The organism is Aquipuribacter aurantiacus (assembly GCF_051216895.1).
Taxonomy (GTDB): domain Bacteria; phylum Actinomycetota; class Actinomycetes; order Actinomycetales; family JBBAYJ01; genus Aquipuribacter.
Genome location: NZ_JBPKAO010000007.1, coordinates 72,560 through 85,511 on the forward strand (window position 1 = coordinate 72,560; position 12,952 = coordinate 85,511).

Annotated in this window: 15 protein-coding genes; 6 read left to right on the plus strand and 9 right to left on the minus strand. The window is 74.0% G+C overall.

Annotated elements, in window-relative coordinates:
- Nucleotide 1: 1 nt before the first annotated feature.
- The 4 genes from ACR80Q_RS11115 to ACR80Q_RS11130 all read right to left on the minus strand — a co-directional run bounded on the left by ACR80Q_RS11115 (nucleotide 2) and on the right by ACR80Q_RS11130 (nucleotide 4,395).
- Nucleotides 2-1,813, minus strand: a complete 1,812-nt coding sequence (locus tag ACR80Q_RS11115; protein ID WP_435377677.1) for an N-acetylglutaminylglutamine amidotransferase — start codon at nucleotides 1,811-1,813, stop codon at nucleotides 2-4.
- A gap of 90 nt (nucleotides 1,814-1,903) precedes the next feature.
- Nucleotides 1,904-2,470, minus strand: a complete 567-nt coding sequence (locus ACR80Q_RS11120; RefSeq protein WP_435377678.1) for a hypothetical protein — start codon at nucleotides 2,468-2,470, stop codon at nucleotides 1,904-1,906.
- Between the two features lie 12 nt (nucleotides 2,471-2,482).
- The gene (locus ACR80Q_RS11125; RefSeq protein WP_435377679.1) at nucleotides 2,483-3,769 is read right to left on the minus strand and encodes a GNAT family N-acetyltransferase; all 1,287 of its coding nucleotides are present in this window, start codon (nucleotides 3,767-3,769) and stop codon (nucleotides 2,483-2,485) included.
- Nucleotides 3,770-3,780: 11 nt separating this feature from the next.
- Complete coding sequence (locus ACR80Q_RS11130; protein WP_435377680.1) at nucleotides 3,781-4,395, minus strand: adenylyl-sulfate kinase; 615 nt, start codon at nucleotides 4,393-4,395, stop codon at nucleotides 3,781-3,783.
- A gap of 86 nt (nucleotides 4,396-4,481) precedes the next feature.
- On the opposite strand from ACR80Q_RS11130, the gene ACR80Q_RS11135 reads away from it, so the two are divergent.
- Nucleotides 4,482-4,868 (plus strand): hypothetical protein, encoded by a 387-nt coding sequence (locus tag ACR80Q_RS11135; protein ID WP_435377681.1) that lies wholly within the window; start codon nucleotides 4,482-4,484, stop codon nucleotides 4,866-4,868.
- Between the two features lie 4 nt (nucleotides 4,869-4,872).
- Here the strand turns inward: ACR80Q_RS11135 and ACR80Q_RS11140 are convergent, their stop codons facing one another.
- Nucleotides 4,873-5,307, minus strand: coding sequence for a PPOX class F420-dependent oxidoreductase (locus ACR80Q_RS11140; protein ID WP_435377682.1), 435 nt, complete (start codon nucleotides 5,305-5,307; stop codon nucleotides 4,873-4,875).
- A gap of 17 nt (nucleotides 5,308-5,324) precedes the next feature.
- Between ACR80Q_RS11140 and ACR80Q_RS11145 the strand changes: the two genes are divergently transcribed.
- Genes ACR80Q_RS11145 through ACR80Q_RS11160 form a run of 4 tightly spaced genes read left to right on the plus strand, consistent with a single transcriptional unit; the run spans nucleotide 5,325 to nucleotide 7,922 of the window.
- Nucleotides 5,325-5,753 carry a hypothetical protein gene (locus ACR80Q_RS11145; protein ID WP_435377683.1) on the plus strand — a complete coding sequence of 143 codons (429 nt, stop codon included), beginning with the start codon at nucleotides 5,325-5,327 and terminating at the stop codon, nucleotides 5,751-5,753.
- Nucleotides 5,754-5,775: 22 nt separating this feature from the next.
- The gene (locus ACR80Q_RS11150) at nucleotides 5,776-6,969 is read left to right on the plus strand and encodes an MFS transporter (protein ID WP_435377684.1); all 1,194 of its coding nucleotides are present in this window, start codon (nucleotides 5,776-5,778) and stop codon (nucleotides 6,967-6,969) included.
- Between the two features lie 39 nt (nucleotides 6,970-7,008).
- Nucleotides 7,009-7,413, plus strand: a complete 405-nt coding sequence (locus ACR80Q_RS11155; RefSeq protein ID WP_435377685.1) for an ArsR/SmtB family transcription factor — start codon at nucleotides 7,009-7,011, stop codon at nucleotides 7,411-7,413.
- Nucleotides 7,410-7,922: an SRPBCC family protein gene (locus tag ACR80Q_RS11160; RefSeq protein ID WP_435377686.1), complete on the plus strand. Its 513-nt coding sequence runs from the start codon at nucleotides 7,410-7,412 to the stop codon at nucleotides 7,920-7,922. The genes ACR80Q_RS11155 and ACR80Q_RS11160 overlap by 4 nt, the downstream gene beginning before the upstream one ends.
- 37 nt (nucleotides 7,923-7,959) lie before the next feature.
- Here the strand turns inward: ACR80Q_RS11160 and ACR80Q_RS11165 are convergent, their stop codons facing one another.
- Complete coding sequence (locus ACR80Q_RS11165; protein ID WP_435377687.1) at nucleotides 7,960-9,039, minus strand: GGDEF domain-containing protein; 1,080 nt, start codon at nucleotides 9,037-9,039, stop codon at nucleotides 7,960-7,962.
- 166 nt (nucleotides 9,040-9,205) lie between these two features.
- Between ACR80Q_RS11165 and argG the strand changes: the two genes are divergently transcribed.
- On the plus strand, nucleotides 9,206-10,654 hold the full coding sequence (argG, locus tag ACR80Q_RS11170) for an argininosuccinate synthase (RefSeq protein ID WP_435377688.1): 1,449 nt from the start codon (nucleotides 9,206-9,208) through the stop codon (nucleotides 10,652-10,654).
- An 18-nt stretch (nucleotides 10,655-10,672) separates the two neighbouring features.
- Here the strand turns inward: argG and ACR80Q_RS11175 are convergent, their stop codons facing one another.
- The 3 genes from ACR80Q_RS11175 to ACR80Q_RS11185 form a co-directional block, all read right to left on the minus strand.
- On the minus strand, nucleotides 10,673-11,050 hold the full coding sequence (locus tag ACR80Q_RS11175) for a PLDc N-terminal domain-containing protein (protein ID WP_435377689.1): 378 nt from the start codon (nucleotides 11,048-11,050) through the stop codon (nucleotides 10,673-10,675).
- A 90-nt stretch (nucleotides 11,051-11,140) separates the two neighbouring features.
- On the minus strand, nucleotides 11,141-11,419 hold the full coding sequence (locus ACR80Q_RS11180) for a lipopolysaccharide assembly protein LapA domain-containing protein (protein ID WP_435377690.1): 279 nt from the start codon (nucleotides 11,417-11,419) through the stop codon (nucleotides 11,141-11,143).
- The gene (locus tag ACR80Q_RS11185; protein WP_435377691.1) at nucleotides 11,416-12,915 is read right to left on the minus strand and encodes an ATP-binding protein; all 1,500 of its coding nucleotides are present in this window, start codon (nucleotides 12,913-12,915) and stop codon (nucleotides 11,416-11,418) included. Before ACR80Q_RS11185 ends, ACR80Q_RS11180 begins: the two co-directional genes overlap by 4 nt.
- Nucleotides 12,916-12,952: the final 37 nt, after the last annotated feature.

Below are 12,952 nucleotides of genomic sequence, written 5' to 3' on the forward strand. Positions count from 1 at the left end.
CTCAACCCACCTCGTGCGACTGCAGCCACCACTCCAGCAGCCCCAGCTGCCACAGCTTGTTGCCCCGCAGCGGGGTCAGGTCGGAGTTGGGGTCGCGCAGCAGGTGCTGGACGTAGTCGTCGGCGAACAGCCCCCGCCGCCGGGCGGCCGGCGCCTGCAGGGCGTCACGCACCACGTCGAAGACCTTGCCCTCCAGGTGCGTGATCGCCGGCACCGGGAAGTACCCCTTGGGTCGGTCGATGACCTCGCTGGGCACCACGCGGCGGGCGGCGGCCTTGAGGACGCCCTTGCCGCCGTCGGCCAGCTTGTGCTCCGGCGGGATCCGGGCGGCCAGCTCGACCAGCTCGTGGTCCAGGAACGGCACGCGCGCCTCCAGGCCCCACGCCATCGTCATGTTGTCGACCCGCTTGACCGGGTCGTCGACGAGCATCACCTCGGTGTCCAGGCGCAGCGCGGCGTCCACGGCGGTGTCGGCCCGGCCCTGGGTCAGGTGGTCGCGGACGTAGGCGTAGGAGGGCCCCGACGGGTCGTGCGCGTTCATCGCGGCGTAGAGGTCGGGCGACACCACGTCCTTCATCTCGGCGTGGCTGCGGTCGAAGAAGGCCTTGGCGTAGGCGTCCGTGGCGTCCTCGACGCGCAGCCCGTCCAGCGGCGGGTACCAGTGGTAGCCCGCGAACACCTCGTCGGCACCCTGACCCGACTGCACGACCTTGATGTGCTTGGACACCTCGCGGCTGAGCAGGTCGAAGGCCACGACGTCGTGGCTGACCATCGGCTCGGACATGTTGGCCACGGCGTGCTCGATCGACCCGACGAGCTCGTCGGAGCCGACCCGGAGCCGGTGGTGGTCGGTGCCGAAGCGCTCGGACACCAGGTCGGAGTAGACGAACTCGTCGCCCTCGCGCCCGGCGACGGCGTCGAAGCCGATGCTGAACGTGGCCAGGCCGGCCTGGCCCTGCTCGGCCAGCAGACCCACGACCAGGCTGGAGTCGACACCCCCGGACAGCAGCACGCCCACCGGCACGTCGGCGACCATGCGTCGCTTGACCGCGGTGCGCAGGCTGTCCAGCGTCGCGTCGGTCCAGTCCTCGAAGCTCATCCCCTCGTGCTCGGGCAGGCGCTCGTAGGCGGGGCTCCAGTAGCGGACGTCGGTGTGGCTGCCGTCGCGCTCGTAGGTCCGCACCGTGGCCGGCGGCATCTTGCGGACGCCGTTGAGGATGGTGTGCGGCGCGGGGACGACGGCGTGCCAGGACAGGTAGTGGTGCAGCGCCACCGGGTCGATGCTGGTGTCCACGTCGCCGCCGGCGAGCAGCGCCGGCACGGTGGAGGCGAACCGGAGCCGACGCGCGCTGCCGGTGCCCTCGGACAGGTAGAGCGGCTTGATGCCGAGCCGGTCCCGGGCGACGACGACCCGTCCGGTGTCCCGGTGGCTGATGACGCAGGCGAACATCCCGAGCAGGCGCTCCACCCAGGAAGGGCCCCACTCGGCGTAGCCCTTGAGGACGACCTCGGTGTCGGACGTCGAGAAGAACCGGTGGCCCAGGCCCTCGAGCTCGACCCGCAGCTCGCGGTAGTTGTAGATCATCCCGTTGAAGACGATCGACAGCCCGAGGTCGTTGTCGACCATGGGCTGGGCGCCGCACTCGGACAGGTCGACGATCTTGAGCCGTCGGTGACCGAAGGCCACCGGGCCCTGCGACCAGACGCCGGAACCGTCGGGTCCTCGGGGGGTCATGACGTCGGTCATCCGTGACACGGCGGCCACGTCCGCCCGGGTCCCGTCGAAGGTGACTTCTCCACAGATGCCGCACATGGGGCCCAGCCTTCCAAAGATCCGGCCGCAGGGCAGTACGTCGTGATTCCCGCGCGGGTCCCGGTGACGACGCGGTGCCCGGGACCGGGCCTACTCCTGGGTGAGACGACGGGCCTGGGAGGCCCACGCGGACAGCGTGGGGGAGCGCCGCAGGCCCGCGGCCTCCAGCGCGACGACCAGGGTGGCGTCGTCGGTGGCGGCCAACCGGTCGAGGCCGTCGATGCCCGCGGCGACCAGCGCCTCGGCGCTGCGCCGTCCGATCCCGGAGACGCGCTGGAGCTCCTCCGAGGCCGCCGACGCCGCCGCCGAGGGCTGGACCGGCTCTGCGACCGCCGTGGGGGAACCGGCCGGCACGGGCTCGGCCGGCACGGGCTCGACGGGTGCGGGTTCGACGGGTGCGGGCTCGACGGGTGCGGGTTCGACGGGTGGGGCCGCAGCCACGTCGACCCGTCCGCTCGCGGGCGCCGGGGTCGGGGGGCGCGCGGTGGTGCCGGGACCGGGTCGCGCCTCCGCCGGGAAGGCCGGCAGCGCCGGGGCCCGTCGCCGCAGCGCGAACCAGGCCCCGGTGAGGACCGCGAGCACCGCCATCAGCACGGGCAGCAGCCGAACCCGTCGGCGTGCAGGTGCGGGCTCGGCCTGGGTGTCCGTCGTGGGCATCGGCGAATGTTCTCAGAATCCCTGGACGGTGCCCAGTGCGACCGGGCTGACGCGTGACATCTGCTCCAGACGTCGCACGGCCCCGCTGGTGTGCTCGTCGAGACGGCCGGCGGCGTGCAGCAACGGCAGGTCCAGCACGCCGGTGAGGACCGCGGGCAGCGACTGCACCGGCAGCGTGACGTCGGCGGTCCGGGTGGTGCGGCGGACCTCCGCGTCACCGGTCTCACCGACCGACACCTCCCAGCGGCCCGCCGCGGGTCCGTCGGGGTCCACGACCTCCAGGACGACGTCACCGGGGCCGGACCAGCTACGGCCGGCCAGCGCGGCCGAGGGGTCCAGGACGCGCCACCAGTGCCCGTCGACGGCCGACGTCACCCGCACCGCCCGGGGGTCGGCGGTCAGGTGCGGCAGCAGCTCGCCGTGGCCGCGGTGCTCGGCCACGAGCGTGCTGACCAGGTCCAGGTCGACGCAGAACCGCCAGAGGGCGGCCAGCACCTCGGGCGTGGCGCCGACCAGGTCGTCGACGCTGGCCTTGTTGCGGGGGGCGCCGTCGGTCCAGCGCATCTCCAGGCGGAGACGGACGTAGCCGTCCACCGTCCCGTCGGGGGCGAGGTGCACCGCCCGCAGCCGCGGCCCGTCCGGCTTGGGGGTGGGCGCGACCCGCTCCAGCAGCCGGAGCCAGCCGATGTCGCCGCGACCGACCGCCCCCGGCATCCGGCGCCGCGCGGCGTCGAACAGCGCCGGGCCCACCGCGGCGAGCTCGTCGTCGTCCGACAGCCGCATCCGGCCCGCCCCCACCGGGGCCCCGGCCTGCCAGATCGCCGCCGCGCGGGTGTCGACGGTCAGGTCGTGCACCCGGGTGGCGACCCCGAAGCCGTACCGGCCGTAGATGGCGGCCTCGCTGGCGAACAGGCTGGACACCACGGCACCGGAGTCCGCGGCGTGGCGCAGGCTGTCGCGCATCAACCGGGTGAGCAGGCCCCGTCGGCGGTGGGTCGGGGCCACGGCCACCGTGCTGACGAGGTCGGTGGGCAGCGTGCGAGGGGCGTCGGCGTGACCCGTCAGCGCGCCCCCGGGCACGGCGCTGTCACCGGGCCAGCTGCGGAATGTCGCCACCCACCGGCCGTCGTCGCGCACCCCGGTGAGGCGGTGCGCGCGGTAGGTGTCGCGGACCGCGTCCACCTCCTCGGTCGTGGCCGCCGGCAGGGCGAAGACGCCGGCGAACGTGTTCCGCCAGACGACGAGGTCCTCGCCGTCGACGTCGGGGCTCTCGATGGCCAGGTCCGCAAGTCCGCTCACGGGACCTGAGGCTAGGGGGCCGGGCTGACGGGCGACGAGCGTGTTCCGTCCGGCAGGTCCCCGGTGAGGACGACGACGTCGGCGCTGCGCTCCGGGCGCTCCGCGGCCAGGTACGCCTCCTCCTGGTCCGCCCAACGGCGCCAGTGCGGGGCGTAGGAGTCCCCGTCGCGAGCCATCGCCCGCCCGTGGCGGACCGGTTCCGGGGCCTCCAACCAGACCAGCAGGTCCACCAGGGAGCGCGAGGTCCGGCTGCCGGAGCCAACGCCCTCCACCAGGACGACCTCCGAGGGTCGGACCTCGACCTGCGGCCCGGGCCGGTCGCGCACCCAGCTCCAGGACGGGTACTGCGCGCTGAGACCGGCGCGCAACCGGGGGAGCAGCTGCTCGCCGAGACACGCCGACGCGGCCGCCAGGCCGTCCCAGCCGGGGTAGACGTGGTCCAGGTGCAGCACCGTGACGGCGACACCGCCGTCACGCAGCTCCCGGGTCAGCCGCCGGGCCAGCGTGGTCTTGCCGCTGCCGCTGCGGCCGTCCAGCGCGACGACGACCGGAGCCCCTGGCGGCCGGACGGCCAGCGTCGTCCGGACCCGGGCCGCCAGGTGCGCGACCGCGTCCGTCGTCGTCAACCGGTCAGCCACGACGCACGGACCCGACGTCGCCGTGGCCCGGGGCCCCGGCACGGGGACCGCGCGCGGCCCGGGATACTGGCGCCGTGATCGATGCCGTCGTGGTGGTGCTGGCCGCAGGGGCGACCGTGCTGACGGTCTGGGGCCTGGTGTCCGCCCGCCGGGGCTCTGCCCCCGGTCGGGCGATGCTCGGGACCGCGGTGGGCCTGGAGCTGCTGCTGCTCCTGCAGGCCGTGGTGGCCACGGTGCTCATCCTCTCCGGGCAGGCGCCGGTCGGCTCGATGGTGCTGTTCGTGTCGTACCTGGGGACCGTCGTCGCCGTCCTGCCGCTCGCGGTGTGGTGGGCGATGTCGGAGCGCGACCGGTGGTCCTCCGCGGTGGTGGCCGTCGCCGCCTTCACCGTCGCGGCGATGGTGCTGCGGCTGTGGGACGTGTGGCGCGGCGGGGTGCAGATCGGTGGCCCCGGTGCGTGACGGCTCAGGGCGCGGCCGGTCGGTCGTCGGCCGCGCCGTCGGCGGGAACGTCGCGGACGACCAGGCCGGCCGGTCCGCCGCGCCCGGTCGCGAACCGGGCGCCGAAGGCGTACAGCGCGTACTTCCAGCCGTACTTGCGGTGCAGCGCCGCCTCCAGGCGGGGCAGCAGGTCGCCGTCCACCGCGACGGCGACCCCGTCGACGGGCCCCCCACGGGGGTTGCCGCGGGCGTCGCAGGCCGTCAGCGTGACCGCCGGCGTGTTGCGCACCCGACGGACCTTCCAGGAGTCGGCCGGGGTGTGGACCACGAGCACGTCGCCGTCGGGCGCTGCCCACACGGGCGTCGGCTTGGCCCGGCCGTCCTTGGTGTAGGTCGTCAGCAGCAGGTACTCGCAGCCGGCGAGGTCGTGGACCGAGGCCGGGTTCACGGTGTCCACCATCCGCCCAGGGTAGGCCGGTGGTGAACGGGGCGCCGCAGGTGCGGGCGGGGTCCGGCGGCGCCCGGGCGACCCGCAGCGGCTTCGGCAAGGTGCTGGTGGTGCTGTACGCGGTGTTCGCCGTGGGGGCGACGAGCCGGGCCGTGTTCCAGGTCAGCACCAAGCTCGAGGAGGCGCCGCTGGCCTACGGGCTGTCCGGGGCGGCGGCGGTGGTCTACGTGGTCGCCACCGTCGCGCTGGTGGTGGACCGGGCATGGGCCCGCCGGGTCGCCTGGGCCGCCCTGACGTTCGAGGCGGTCGGCGTGCTGGTCATCGGCACCTTCAGCCTGCTGCGTCCCGAGCTGTTCCCCGAGCCCACCGTGTGGTCGGACTACGGCCTGGGGTACCTGCTCATCCCGCTCGTCCTGCCGTTCGTCGGGTTGTGGTGGCTGCACCGGACCCGGTCCTGACCGCGGGACCGGGGCCCGGACGGTGAGCCCGGCGCGGGCGCGCTGGGCCGTCGGCACGCTCTTCCTGACCAACGGCGCGCTCATCGCCAACGTCGTGCCGCGCTACCCGGACCTGGTGGAGCGGCTCGACCTCAGCGGGAGGGCGCTGGGGGGCGCCGTCGGTGCCTACGGTGCCGGGGCCCTGGTCCTGGGGCTGGCGGCCGGGCCCCTGGTCCACCGGTTCGGGTCGGCCCGGGTGTCGCTGGGGGCCGTGCTGCTCGCCTCGGCCAACCTGGGCCTGGTCGGCGTCGCGGGCAGCTGGGCCGTGCTGGCCTCGGCGCTGCTGCTGGCCGGAGCGGTGGACGCGGTCGCCGACGTCGCGGAGAACACGCACGGCCTGCGGGTGGAGCGGGCCCTGGGCCGGTCCGTGCTCAACACCATGCACGCGTTGTGGAGCGTGGGCGCCGTGATCGGTGGCTCGGTGGGCAGCGCCGCCGCGGCCCTGCAGGTGCCGGTGGCCGTGCACCTGCCCGTCGCCGGTCTGGTGCTCGCCCTCGTCGGCTGCGTCGCGTACCGGTTCCTGCTGCCCGGTCCCGACCGGGAGCCCCCCACCCCGGGCCCCGGCTCCGCCCCCGTCCCTCGGCTCGCCTGGAGGAGCAGCGTCCCCCTGCTGCTGGCCCTGGGTCTGGTGGCCTCCACCGCCCAACTGATGGAGGAGACGACGGCGACCTGGAGCGCCCTGTACCTGCGGGGCGAGCTGGAGGCCGGGGCCGGCGTGGCGGGGCTCGGCTTCGTGGCGCTGCAGTCCGCCCAGATCGTCGGGCGGCTGCTGGGCGACCCCGCCGTCACGCGGTGGGGCGACGTGGCCGTCGCCCGGGCCGGGGGGTGCCTGGCGCTGCTCGCCATGGGACCCGGTCTGCTGCTGGCGGAGCGGCTCGGCGTCGCGGCCGCGGTGACGGCGTTCGCCCTCGTCGGGCTGGGTATCGGCACCGTGATCCCCTCGGCCATGCGGCGGGCGGACGAGCTGCCCGGGCTCAGACCGGGGACCGGCCTCACCCTGGCCAGCACCGTGCTGCGGGTGGTCGTGACCGTGGCCCCGCTGCTGCTGGGCGTGGTGGCCGACGCGCGCGGGCTCGTGGCCGTCCTGGCGGTCATCCCGGGCGCCGCGCTGGTGCTCGTCCTCACGGCCGGGGTGCTGGGACCGGCCCCCACGACCGGCCGCTCCCACGATCGCTGAGTACTTCCCGATCGCGTAACCTTGTGGTTACATAAAAGGATGGACGCGTTCGACGGACTCTCCGACCCGGTCCGCCGGGACCTGCTCCGACGACTCGTGGCAGGCCCGGCCCGGGCGGGCGACCTCGCGACCGGGCACGGGATCAGCCGACCGGCCGTCAGCCGTCACCTGCGTGTCCTCGCCGAGTCGGGTCTGGTGCAGGCCCGTACCCGCGGCCGTGAGCGCTGGTTCGGGCTGCGGGGCGGAGGGGCCGCCCCGGTCCAGGCCCTGCTCGACGAGCTCGCCCACGCCGCTCCGGCGTGGGAGCGGGGGAGCGGACCCACCGAGGAGCAGCTCATGGCCCTGGACACCGAGGTCCGACGCACCACCCGCGACCGAGCGGCCGCCCAGTCGGCTCAGACAGCCCAGACACATCAGCCCACCAGCACCCAGGAGAGCGCATGAGCCCACGACCCACCGGCCGACTCGAGGCCCGGGACTTCGGCGAGGCGGTGGTCCTCGACCGCACCTTCCGCGCCCCGGTGGGCGACGTCTGGGCCGCCGTGACCGAGCCCGCGCGGATGCAGCGCTGGATCGGGACCTGGACCGGGGACCCGACCACCGGCGGGGTCGTGTTCCGGATGACCGCCGAGGGGGAGGACGCCGGTGACGAGCCCGTCACCATCCACGAGTGCACGCCTCCCCGCCTGCTGCGGGTGACGACCCGGACCGCCGACGGCGCCCAGGAGTGGCAGCTGGAGCTGCGCCTGGTCGAGGCCGACGGTGTGACGACCCTGACCTTCGCGCAGTCCACGGCCGGCGAGGTCCCGGTGGACAGCGTCGGACCCGGCTGGGAGTACTACCTGGACCGCCTGGTGACGGACCTGGACGGCGGGGACGTCTCGACCCTCGACTGGGACCGCGACTACTACCCCGCGATGAAGGAGCACTACGCCCGTCTGGTCGACCGCTGAGCACGGTGGTGCGTCGCGCCCGCGGCCTCGGCGTGCGTCAGGGGCCGACGACCACGTCGACGCCGTTGCGCCCCGCCCACTTGACCTCGTAGAGCGGCTCGTCGGCGCGCGCCAGCAGCCGCATGACGAAGTCCTCGCCGTCGTCGACCCGGGTGGGCGTCAGGCAGGCACCGCCCACGCTCACCGTGACCGGGGGGTCGGTGGGCGCAGCGGCGACGGTGGCCCTGAGCCGCTCGCCCGCCGCGGCGAGGTCGTCGGAGCCCCCGCAGACCAGCAGGACGCAGAACTCCTCGCCGCCGATCCGGGCCACCACGTCACCGTCCCGGGCGACCTCGAGGACGGCTCGCGCCAGCACCCGCAGGACCTCGTCACCGGCCAGGTGACCGTGCACGTCGTTGACCGCCTTGAACCGGTCGACGTCCATCAGCAGCACGCCCACGAGGTGCCCGCCGGCGGCGGCGCGGGCCACGAGCCCGCGTGAGGCGACGGCCAGGCCGTACCGGTTGAGCAGCCCGGTCAGGTGGTCGTGCTGGGCGACCCGGTCGGTGTCCAGGACGTCCCGCTCGAGCCGTCGCCGGAACCCGAAGAACAGCACCAGCCCCGGGACCACGCCGAGCACGGTGACCGTCACGGTCGTCAGCAGCAGAGTCGCCCCGGTGGTCCCCTGACCCGCGAGCAGCAGGGCCACCGAGACGCTGGAGCCGACCGCCACGACGGCCAGCGCGGTCCCGCTCAGGTGGGTGGCGGCGTTGACGACCACGAGCGCCACGGTGACGAAGCAGGCCGCCAGCACCCCCAGCTCGTCCGTGCTGGTCCCGAGCACCACCATGATGACGAGCGCCTCGACGAGCTGGGCCCCCAGCGCGAGGGGTCCCACGCGGCCCTGCACCAGGGCCAGCAGCCCGAAGGCGGCGAACGACACGACGCAGGCGAGGACCCAGGTGCTCCGCTCGGGGCGGAAGACGTCCCCGAGCGCCAGCAGGACCACCAGGACCGCGGGGAACGCCACCCCGGCCGCGATGCTCTGCCAGGCCAGCGGCTCCACCCGGCCCAGGTGCCGGCGCAACCGACCGGGCCCCGCGGGGGGCGGGACGGTGCGTGTCGGGGGAGTCCTCACAGGAGTGACATCGGCTCGTCACCCCCCGGACCTGAAGCAGCGGGCTCCCGACGTCACGCCGCTGGTGCGCCGGCCCTTGAGCTCGACCCCGGGGTGGCCGACGCGTTCCGGTAGAGCGCGGACCCGACGTTTTGCATATCTATGCATCCGCCTGGATACTGCTCCCATGTCCAAGGTGCTGAACTCCCTCCCTGTCGGTGAACGCGTCGGTATCGCCTTCTCCGGTGGCCTCGACACCTCGGTCGCGGTCGCCTGGATGCGCGACAAGGGCGCCGTGCCCTGCACCTACACCGCCCACCTGGGCCAGTACGACGAGCCGGACATCGAGTCCGTGCCCGGTCGGGCGAACGCCTACGGCGCCGAGGTCGCCCGGCTGGTCGACTGCCGTGCGGCGCTGGTGGAGGAGGGGCTCGCCGCCCTCACGTGCGGCGCGTTCCACATCCGCTCCGGTGGTCGCACCTACTTCAACACCACCCCGCTGGGGCGTGCGGTCACCGGCACGCTGCTGGTCCGGGCGATGCTCGAGGACGACGTGCAGATCTGGGGCGACGGGTCCACCTACAAGGGCAACGACATCGAGCGGTTCTACCGCTACGGGCTGCTGGCCAACCCGTCGCTGCGGATCTACAAGCCGTGGCTGGACGCCGACTTCGTCCACGAGCTCGGCGGTCGCAAGGAGATGTCGGAGTGGCTGCAGGCGCACGACCTGCCCTACCGCGACAGCACGGAGAAGGCCTACTCCACCGACGCCAACATCTGGGGCGCCACCCACGAGGCCAAGGCGTTGGAGCACCTGGACGCCAGCATGGAGACCGTCACCCCGATCATGGGCGTGGCCCACTGGGACCCCACGGTGGAGATCGTCCCCGAGGACGTGACCATCGGGTTCGCCCAGGGGCGGCCGGTCAGCATCAACGGCGCGTCGTTCGACAGCCCGGTCGACCTGGTGATGGCGGCCAACGCCGTCGGCGGCCGCCACGGCCTGGGGATGTCCGACCAGATCGAGAACCGGATCATCGAGGCCAAGAGCCGTGGCATCTACGAGGCACCGGGCATGGCCCTGCTGCACGTGGCCTACGAGCGGCTCGTCGCGGCGATCCACAACGAGGACACAGTCGCCAGCTACCACAACGAGGGTCGCCGGCTCGGCCGGCTGATGTACGAGGGCCGCTGGCTGGACCCGCAGTCGCTCATGCTCCGCGAGTCGCTGCAGCGCTGGGTCGGCATGGCCGTCACGGGCGAGGTGACGCTGCGGCTGCGGCGCGGTGAGGACTACTCGATCCTCGACACGTCCGGCCCGTCGTTCAGCTACCACCCGGACAAGCTGTCGATGGAGCGCACCGGGGACTCCGCCTTCGGCCCCGTCGACCGGATCGGGCAGCTGACCATGCGCAACCTCGACATCGCCGACTCCCGGTCCAAGCTCGAGCAGTACGCCGCGCTCGGCATGGTGGGCGGGTCGCAACCGACCGGCGTGGGCGCGGCCCAGGCCGCGGCCACCGGTCTCATCGGGGCGCTCACCGAGGGCGGGGCCGAGGCGATCGCCTCGCGCGGCGAGGTGTCGGGCGACGACGAGCTGCTGGACCGGGCCGCGATGGAGTTCGGGACCGACTGACCGCGAGCGGTCGACGCCTCAGCCGGCGAGAGCCTTGGTCTTGAGCTGCTCGAACTCCTGGGGCGAGATCACCTGGTCGTCGAGGAGGGCCTTGGCCTCGGCGACCTGCTGGGCCGGGGACGTGCCCGCCACCTCCCGGACGTAGGACTCCTGGGCCTCCTTGGCCCGCAGGGCGGAGTCCGTGGCCCGCTCGGCCATGCCGCGGCCCCGGGCGATCAGGTACACGACGACGGACAGCAGCGGGGTGACGATCAGGAAGATGATCCACACCGCCTTCGCGACCCCCCCGGTGTCGCGGTCACGGAACAGGTCGGTCAGGACGCTGAAGAACACCATCAGGTAGGCGACGAACAGGTAGGACAGCAGCAGGAGCCAGAGGAAGTCCCAGAACGACATGGCAGTCACCTTCCGTAGTGGTGGGGGTCCAGTGTTCGTGGTCCGTACGGGCCGGGACGTCATCCCTGCCAGATGAACCGGTCGTCCGCCTCAGCGGCGGTCGGCGCGACGCGCGACCCGGCGACGGTGCCGTCGGAGGATGCCCAGACCGAGCCAGACGACGGCGCCGACCAGCGCGGACGCCAGGGTCAGCAGCCACACGGGCCAGGTGAAGTCCCACAGCAGGAACGTCAGGGTGACGTCGTCCCGGTTCTGCAGCATGAACGCCAGCAGGGCGGCCACGCCGGACCCGGCGAGGACGGCGCTGCCGCTGAGGGCGGCGCCCGACGCCTCGGGCTCGGCCGTCGGTGGGCCGACAGGGTTGGTCATGGTCGGCCTCCGTCGGGTCGGGTGGCGTCGCGGGCGGACTGCTGCGGGATGGGCGAGTCGGGGTCGGCCCAGGTGGTGGGCACGTCCTCCCCGCCCTGCGGCGACAGCCGTTCGCCGCTGCGGAACAGCTGCGGGGTGGGGGAGATGCGGCCGGCCACGAGGCCCTCGCCGAGGCCGAACGCCGGTGCCTGCGCGATCAGGCCCCGCGGCACGTGGGAGAAGACCTCCGCCAGGTGCTCGACGTCGGCCGCCGAGTTCGTCTTCATCAGCAGGAGGTTCTCGCACTGCGAGAGGACGGCCGGGTGGAGCTTGCTCGGGCTCTGGGTGGCCAGCAGCAGGTACAGGCCGTACTTGCGCCCCTCCGCCGCGATCCGGACGGTGTGCTCGACGCCCAGGGCCTGCTGGGGGTCGGTGACCTCCCGGGGGCAGACGTTGTGGGCCTCGTCGATGACCACCAGCACGGGGGAGCGGGCGGTCCGCCTGGCCCACAGCCCGGTCAGGATGGAGGACACGACGGCGGAGCGTTCCTCGGCGTGGGCGATGCCGCCGAGGTCGGCGACGAGGGCGCGCCAGTCGGACGACACCTGGTCCAGCAGCGGTACCTCGTCGCGCCCGGCCCAGATGCTCCAGCCGGCGGCACCCAGGTTGTCGATGCGCAGCGCGAGGCTCCGGGCCGGTGACCCGGGGGAGAGGTCCTCCTGCTCCTCCAGCTGGTTCCTCAGGTCCGCGAGGGAGTACTCCGTCGTCCCCTGCCGCTCGGTGGCCCGGCGCAGCAGCGCGTACTCCTCCAGGTCTGCCAGCGGGTCCAGGCGCAGGACCATGGCCTGCTGCAGCAGCGGCAGCCGGCCGTAGCGGACCTGCAGCCGGTGGGCGCCCTGGGTCCGGAACACCGTCACGACCCCGGGGTCGGGCGCCCCCTCGACGCCGCGGACCCCGTCGAGCTGGTCCAGGCCGACGTAGTCGGAGTTGGGGTCGATGACGACCACCCGCAGCCGCGTGTCGCGCAGCACCCGCTCCAGGACCACCCCGAGGGAGTACGTCTTGCCGGAGCCGGACTGCCCGCACATGAAGGTGTGCCGGTTGAACCCGGCCGCCACCAGACGGGCCGGTTCGCTGGACGGCTGCCGGAGCCGACCGATGCGCAGCGACGTGCCGCTGCTCAGCGCCGACCGGCCGGCCGCGATGAGGGCGTCGCCGGCGGGGCGGGCGGGTGCGTCGGGGAAGGAGTCGTCGCTGGCGGCGGCCACGACGTCGTCACCGACGACACGAGCCAGCAGGGTGCCCTCGGCCAGCAGCCGTCGACCGCCGTCCTCGTCGGTCGTCTCGCCGCTGGTGGTCTGCACCACCTGCCCCAGGAAGCGTCCCTCCACGGCGTCGATCTCGACCAGGCTGCCGACGGGCAGGTGCGCGACCAGCGGTGCGTCGAGGCAGAAGCGGCGACCACCCAGGGACCACGCGGTGGCGGTCGTCGGTCCCGACCTGGTCTGCGCCGTCACCTCGTGATGATCAGGGACCGCCGAGCGTGCCCGCCTC

Bases quoted from the DNA above. Each gene is read 5' to 3' on its own strand.
- ACR80Q_RS11115 (WP_435377677.1), bottom strand. From the start codon at position 1,813: ATGTGCGGCATCTGTGGAGAAGTCACCTTCGACGGGACCCGGGCGGAC.
- ACR80Q_RS11120 (WP_435377678.1), bottom strand. From the start codon at position 2,470: ATGCCCACGACGGACACCCAGGCCGAGCCCGCACCTGCACGCCGACGG.
- ACR80Q_RS11140 (WP_435377682.1), bottom strand. From the start codon at position 5,307: ATGGTGGACACCGTGAACCCGGCCTCGGTCCACGACCTCGCCGGCTGC.
- ACR80Q_RS11155 (WP_435377685.1), top strand. From the start codon at position 7,009: ATGGACGCGTTCGACGGACTCTCCGACCCGGTCCGCCGGGACCTGCTC.
- ACR80Q_RS11160 (WP_435377686.1), top strand. From the start codon at position 7,410: ATGAGCCCACGACCCACCGGCCGACTCGAGGCCCGGGACTTCGGCGAG.
- argG (WP_435377688.1), top strand. From the start codon at position 9,206: ATGTCCAAGGTGCTGAACTCCCTCCCTGTCGGTGAACGCGTCGGTATC.
- ACR80Q_RS11175 (WP_435377689.1), bottom strand. From the start codon at position 11,050: ATGTCGTTCTGGGACTTCCTCTGGCTCCTGCTGCTGTCCTACCTGTTC.
- ACR80Q_RS11180 (WP_435377690.1), bottom strand. From the start codon at position 11,419: ATGACCAACCCTGTCGGCCCACCGACGGCCGAGCCCGAGGCGTCGGGC.